General features: G+C 62.0%; 5 protein-coding genes. All 5 read right to left on the reverse strand.

Annotated features, from left to right (window positions below):
* The coding region (locus QZ266_RS07825; RefSeq protein ID WP_295693601.1) for a DegT/DnrJ/EryC1/StrS aminotransferase family protein at window positions 1-986 on the reverse strand (986 nt) is incomplete at its 3' end.
* A gap of 132 nt (window positions 987-1,118) precedes the next feature.
* Window positions 1,119-2,939, reverse strand: a complete 1,821-nt coding sequence (gene glmS / locus QZ266_RS07830) for a glutamine--fructose-6-phosphate transaminase (isomerizing) (RefSeq protein ID WP_295693603.1) — start codon at window positions 2,937-2,939, stop codon at window positions 1,119-1,121.
* A 31-nt stretch (window positions 2,940-2,970) separates the two neighbouring features.
* Entirely contained in the window at window positions 2,971-4,044 is a 1,074-nt protein-coding gene (locus QZ266_RS07835; RefSeq protein ID WP_295693605.1) for a glycosyltransferase, read from the reverse strand.
* Window positions 4,045-4,304: 260 nt separating this feature from the next.
* Entirely contained in the window at window positions 4,305-5,174 is an 870-nt protein-coding gene (gene rfbD, locus QZ266_RS07840; protein ID WP_295693608.1) for a dTDP-4-dehydrorhamnose reductase, read from the reverse strand.
* A gap of 11 nt (window positions 5,175-5,185) precedes the next feature.
* Window positions 5,186-6,247 (reverse strand): dTDP-glucose 4,6-dehydratase, encoded by a 1,062-nt coding sequence (rfbB, locus tag QZ266_RS07845; protein WP_295693611.1) that lies wholly within the window; start codon window positions 6,245-6,247, stop codon window positions 5,186-5,188.
* Window positions 6,248-6,326 lie beyond the last annotated feature (79 nt).

Raw genomic sequence — 6,326 nt, forward strand, 5'->3', positions numbered from 1 at the left:
TAGGGCTTATGTAGGTGCAACGGGATCGGGTAATAGATCGCGGTCGGCACGCCTTGCTCAGCCAAATGCGCGCGGAAATCATCTCGGCGTTCGACCTCAATGGTGTACTGCGCCCAGGTCGACTGCGCCCCGCTAATAACATGTGGCACTTTCACGGCATTGCCAAAACCGGCCCGATAGCGATCAGCGACCCGCTGCCGCATCTGAATCTCGTCACCAAAGACCGAAAGCTTGGCCAAGAGTATAGCCGCCTGGATCGTATCAAGTCGTGAGTTCAAGCCAATACGAGCGTATTCATAGCGAGCGGTCCCCTCACCGTGCACGCGAACGGACTTCATCGCGGCATAAAGCACCTCGTCCTTGCACAGGACCGCACCTCCATCGCCGTAGCCGCCCAGTGGCTTAGCCGGATAGAAACTCACTGTCAGGGCGTCAGCCCAAGCCAGAGAAGCCTGGCCGTCCAGCGTACTGCCGTAAGCCTGGGCGCAATCCGACACCAGTTTCAGCCCGGCCTCCCGCGCGATCGGGGCCAGGGCCGGATAATTTGCCGGCTGGCCGAACAGATCGACGGCGATCACCGCCTTGGGCGTCAACTCCCCGGCTTCGGTGACGCTCGCAATCGCGGCGGCGAGACTTTCCGGGCACATATTGTAGGTGTCCGGATCGATATCGACGAAAACCGGCGAAGCACCTGCCAGCACAACGACCTCGGCCGTCGAAGCAAAGGTGAAGGCCGGCACGAAAACCGCATCGCCCGGACCAATGCCCCAGGCCATGAGAGGAATGAGGATTGCGTCGGTGCCGTTGGCACAGCTGAGTGCCTGTCCGGCCCCTGCAAACTCGGCGAGTCGGGTCTCGAGTTCGCTGACTTCGGGGCCGAGAATATAGCGCCCCTCATCGAGCACTTTGATGACGGCAGCGTCGATCTGGTCCTTCAAGCGCTCGCGCTGGGCTTTCAGGTCAATAAAGGAAATCATGTCGGGCATGGCGGCTTCCGGATGGCATGTGACGGGGTAACGGGAACGGGTAACGGCGAACGGGCGACCTCGCGGCGAGTACTCACCCCTCAAGCGGCTATAAACGCCGCTCCCATCGGCACAAAGTCACGAAACATTACGCTATTCCACCGTGACCGACTTCGCGAGATTGCGCGGCTGGTCGACATCGGTGCCTTTGTGAACGGCGACGTAATAGGCCAGGAGCTGCACCGCGACACTTGAGACGATTGGCGCTGCCATTCCGGTAAGGCGGGGCAGGAGAAGCTGGGCACTGATCTCTCCCTCGAGCTCATCGGCGCCGGGCTCGTCCGTGATCGCAATCACCCGCGCGCCACGCGCCCGGACTTCCTGGATCGATGACCGTGTCTTGTTGAACAAGGCATCATGCGGTGCGATCACGATAACGGCGACATCTTCCTCGATCAGCGCTATCGGGCCGTGCTTGAGTTCGCCGGCAGCGTAGCCCTCCGCGTGGATATAGCTGATTTCCTTGAGCTTGAGCGCGCCTTCAAGGGCCAGCGGAAAGAACTCATTGCGGCCGAGATAGAGCACGATCGAGGCATGCGCGAGCTCGGTGGCGAGCGCGTCGATTTCCTGTTCGATTTTCAGGGCCGCCGCCATCAGGCTCGGCACTGACATCAAGTTTGCCACATGCCCGGCTTGCTGCTCTGCGCTGAGCCGTTTCCGCTGGGCGCCGGCCAGGACAGCCAGCGAGGCGAGCGCCGAAAGCTGGCACGTAAAGGCTTTCGTCGACGCGACGCCAATCTCCGGACCGGCCAGGGTGGGAGCGACGACATCGGCCTCGCGGGCCATGGTCGAATGCGGTGAATTGACCAGCGCGATTGTCGTCAATCCAGCACGCTTGCAGAGGCGCAACGCTTCGAGCGTATCGGCGGTCTCGCCTGACTGCGAAATGAAAAGCGCCGCATCGCCCTCCAGAAAAGCGGGATTGCGGTATCGGAATTCCGAGGCGATATCGACCTTGACCGGGAGACCCGACACGGCCTCGAACCAGTATTCCGCGATCTGCCCGGCGTAGGAGGCCGTGCCGCAGCCGACAATGAACAGGCGCGTGATCTGGCTGAAATCGATACCCTCGCGCGGACGCACACGACCGGACACAGCATCCACATAAGCGGCCAGCGTGCGCCCCACGACTTCAGGCTGCTCGTAGATTTCCTTTTGCATGAAGTGGCGATGATTGCCCTTCTCGGCCAGTACCAAGGACACCGACGCCGGTGAGAGCGGGCGGGTCACGGCCAGGCCGGTGGAATCATACACCTCAACACCGGACGGACGGACAACCGCGGCATCACCTTCTTCGAGATAGATCACCGACCGCGCTTCGCCTGCGATCGCCATGATATCCGATGCCAGGAAGCCGACCCCGTCACCGATCGCCGCAACCAGGGGGGCGCCCCGCCGAGCGCCGAGGACAAGGTCCGTCTCGCCTTCAATGATCGCGGCAAGGGCGAACGCCCCTTCTAGCTGTTCCAGGACAGCTATCAGCGCATCCTTGGGAGCCTGTCCGCGATCGAGTTCGCGATCCAGCAGATGGGCGATCACTTCACTGTCCGTCTCGCTGGCAAACTCACGCCCCTCATTCTGGAGCGTTTCGCGCAAGACCTTGAAATTCTCGATAATTCCGTTGTGTACGACGCAGACGCGACCGGCGCTGTGCGGATGGGCATTGCCCTCGGTCGGCGCCCCGTGGGTCGCCCATCTTGTGTGTGCGATGCCGGTCGCCCCGGTGAGTTCGGGCGTCATCGCCGCCTCGAGCGCCGAGACCTTGCCGGCCGCACGCGCCCGTCGCAAGGGCCCGTCCGCCGTCTGGACAGCGATCCCGGCCGAGTCATAGCCCCGGTATTCAAGGCGTCTAAGGCCTTCGACAAGAACGGATTCCGCGTTAATCCGCCCGGCAACACCGACTATGCCGCACATGGTCTCTCCAGTCTGGATTAGGTCTGGGCGATCAGATCGGACTGGCCGATTCGCCTTGCAATGTATGGGCTTTGAATTGAGGGCTCAATCGCTGCGCCCAACCATCGGACGAGAAGCGGCTTTCAGCCGCTGCAGCGATCGCGGCCCTGCGCGCCGGATCACGTGGCCGTTCGAGCAGGTCGCGCAGCAAGGGGGTGGCCATTTCCGTGTCCGGCTCCGCCCAGCGGCCGGTCCCGTTGTAGATACCGGACGCGTCATTGACGGCGACAAGTCGACAGCCAATGGGGTGCGCACCGGGCAGGTCCATGAAATCCGTGTTGCCGGACCAATTGGTCATCATGACGTCCACCCCGGCCATGAGTGACTTGACCAGCATGAAACCAAAACCCTCGCTCCGGTGGGGAGACAGATAGATGTCGGCCGCGGAAATGAGCGCATTCATGTCCGGCGTGCCGAGCGTAGCCGTCAGCAGCTGGATGCGGGGATCTTTCCCAATCTGCTCGAGCAAGTCCTGTCGGGTGGCGGCATTCCAGTCCAGATTCGAGACTTTCAGCACGAGACGAACATCGGTGCGCTCGCCGACCGCCGCTTTGAAAATCTTGATCGCGGCAGCCGGGTTCTTTCGCGCCATGGAGGATCGTGCGTCGAAGGCGCAGAAGACGATCCGCTCGCCTCCGGGAGCCAGTTGACGCCGCCATGTGTCGACATCCACAGCCCCGAACTGGTCGGCCGCCAGGGGATAATGGACACAACTCACAGACGTCTTCGGTGATTTGGACCTGATCGCGCGGGCCGTGAACTCGCTCGGCGCCCAGATTTCGTGGAAGTATGCGACCTCACCCTGCCAGTCGGTTGGCATGAGCTCGAGTTCCCAGGCCCAAATGCCAATCCGATAACGATGGCGCAGCCTATCTGTTCCAAGCATGGACAGTGCGAAGGGCACTTCAGGCGGGTTGAGGTGGATAATCACGGGTCCGCACCCGTCATCCGCCGCCGCCGGAGCCGGTGGCTGCCAGTCAAACACGGGCTGGCCGGGTGCAAGCCGGTCGCTGAGATCGATCAGGGCCGGATTATAGCCATGCGCCTGAAGCGCCCGGAAAACCACGCGCGCGCCGCTTCCGATTCCGCTCGCGACGCGGAAGAGACCAACGACTGTCGGCTCGCCCGTTCGATCGACTTTATCGGCTCGGAGCGGGGCAAGCTTCTGGCGTTTCCAGAGGCGAGACGTGTGCCGGATCGCCGAATTCAATGCCGATTTCGCCAAAACCCATCCCCCGACCGCCCACTCGAGCGATCATTCATCGTCTACCCGGCCAGCGCCGGTGGCAACCCAGAATCACTTGCAAGCAAGACGGATGCCAGCGGTCAGCTTTCGTCCGCCAATTGCTGGACAACGTGCTCAACACTCTCGGTCCAGACGGGAGCGGTGTAGCCGAAAGCTGCACTGAAACGGTCCGAGTTCAGCATTGAGTTGGCCGGCCGCTTTGCCGGTGTCGGATAGTCAGCCGTGGTGACCCGGTTGACTGCCGGGCGGCGTCCCCACCGGGACGACTGGGTCTGGAAGATGTGCTCCGCAAAATCGGCCCAGCTGGCACCGCCCTGACCGGCGAAATTGTACAGGCCATAACGGTCGTCCGACGCGGAGAGATCGTCTGCGGCGATCAGCAGAGCTGCCGCGATATCGGCTGCATGGGTCGGACAACCGCGCTGGTCATCAACCACACCCAGTGCGTCCCGGTCCGCCCCGAGACGCAGCATGGTTTTGAGGAAATTCTTCCCGTAACGCGAATAGACCCAGGCCGTGCGCAGGATCACGACACGGTTGTGAGCGCCCAGCACCCCCGCTTCGCCCTCGAGCTTGGTCTCGCCATAGACCCCCTGCGGACTTGTCGGATCATCCTCGAGATAGGCGGATGGTTTCTTGCCATCGAACACATAATCGGTGGAGATGTGCAGGAATACGAACCCGCGAGCCTGACAGGCTTCGGCCATGGCCGCCGGCGCCGCGGCATTCACCGCCCGGCACGCTTCAATATCAGACTCCGCCTGGTCGACCGCGGTATAGGCAGCCGCGTTGAGCACGACACTCCCCTCAGGGGCGGCCATGATCGCCGCACGGATCGCATCCGTATCCAGCAGGTCGACATCCTGTCGCGACAGCGCCGTCAAGGGCCGGCCGGTCGCGGCCGCCTGGTCGATCACGCAACGCGCTACCTGTCCGGTAGCGCCAAACATCAGCACCGGCTTCACGCACCTGTACCCTTGGTGAGACCGATCCGTTCCTGCTGGTGCCCGCGGGCCTGGATGGCCTGCCACCAGTCGCGGTTCTCGAGATACCAGCGCACCGTTTCAGCAATCCCCTGCTCCACAGTGGCCGACGGGGTCCAGCCAAGCTCCGACTTGATCTTGGCCGCATCGATCGCATAGCGGAAATCATGGCCCGGACGATCGGTGACGAACTTGATCAGATCCTCGCTTGGCGTTTTGCGATCCAGCTCCTGATCGATGATCTTGCAGATTTGCTTGACCAGATCGAGATTGCTCACCTCGGCATCGCCACCCACATTGTAGATCTCGCCAAGCCGGCCGCGCTCGAGGATGGTCAGCAGCGCTTCCGCGTGATCGTCCACGTAGAGCCAGTCACGCACATTCGACCCATCGCCGTAAACCGGAATGGTTTCGCCTGCCAATGCCTTCAGGATCACCACCGGGATCAGCTTTTCCGGGAATTGGAAGGGGCCGTAATTGTTCGAGCAGTTGGAGATGACGACCGGCAATTTATAGGTCTTGCCCCAGGCCCGAACCAGCATGTCCGAAGACGCCTTGCTGGACGCGTAGGGGGAATTGGGCGCGTAGCGCGTGGTCTCGGTGAAAAAGCCCGTCGGCCCCAGAGCGCCGTAAACTTCATCGGTAGAGATGTGATGGAAGCGGAAAGCCTCCTTGCGCGCGCCGGCCAGCCCTTCCCAATGCGTACGGGCAGCCTGCAGCATGTTCGCCGTGCCCATGACATTGGTTTCAACGAAGGCGATCGGCCCCTCGATCGAACGATCAACGTGCGATTCCGCGGCCAGGTGCATCACAGCGTCAGGATCGGTCTCGGCGAACACCTTGTTGAGCGCATCCAGGTCGCGGATGTCGGCCTTGTGAAAGGAGTAATCCGGATGGTCCGCGATGGAATCGAGATTGGCGGGATTGGCGGCGTATGTGAGCGCATCCAGATTGGCGACGGCGTAGCCACGCTGCGTAATGGCGCGCCGGACAACTGCGGAGCCGATGAAGCCGGCCCCGCCGGTAACAAGAATTTTCAAGGTATAACTCCCGAAGAACTAGGTCCGCATCAAGCTGGCGCGTACACAAACGGCGAATCGAAATCGTGCCAGGATTGGG

Source organism: uncultured Maricaulis sp. (genome assembly GCF_905480005.1).
Classification (GTDB): Bacteria; Pseudomonadota; Alphaproteobacteria; order Caulobacterales; family Maricaulaceae; genus Maricaulis.

Excerpts from the sequence above, each read along its gene's own strand:
- rfbD (WP_295693608.1), bottom strand. The coding sequence starts at position 5,174 with ATGTTTGGCGCTACCGGACAGGTAGCGCGTTGCGTGATCGACCAGGCG.
- glmS (WP_295693603.1), bottom strand. The coding sequence starts at position 2,939 with ATGTGCGGCATAGTCGGTGTTGCCGGGCGGATTAACGCGGAATCCGTT.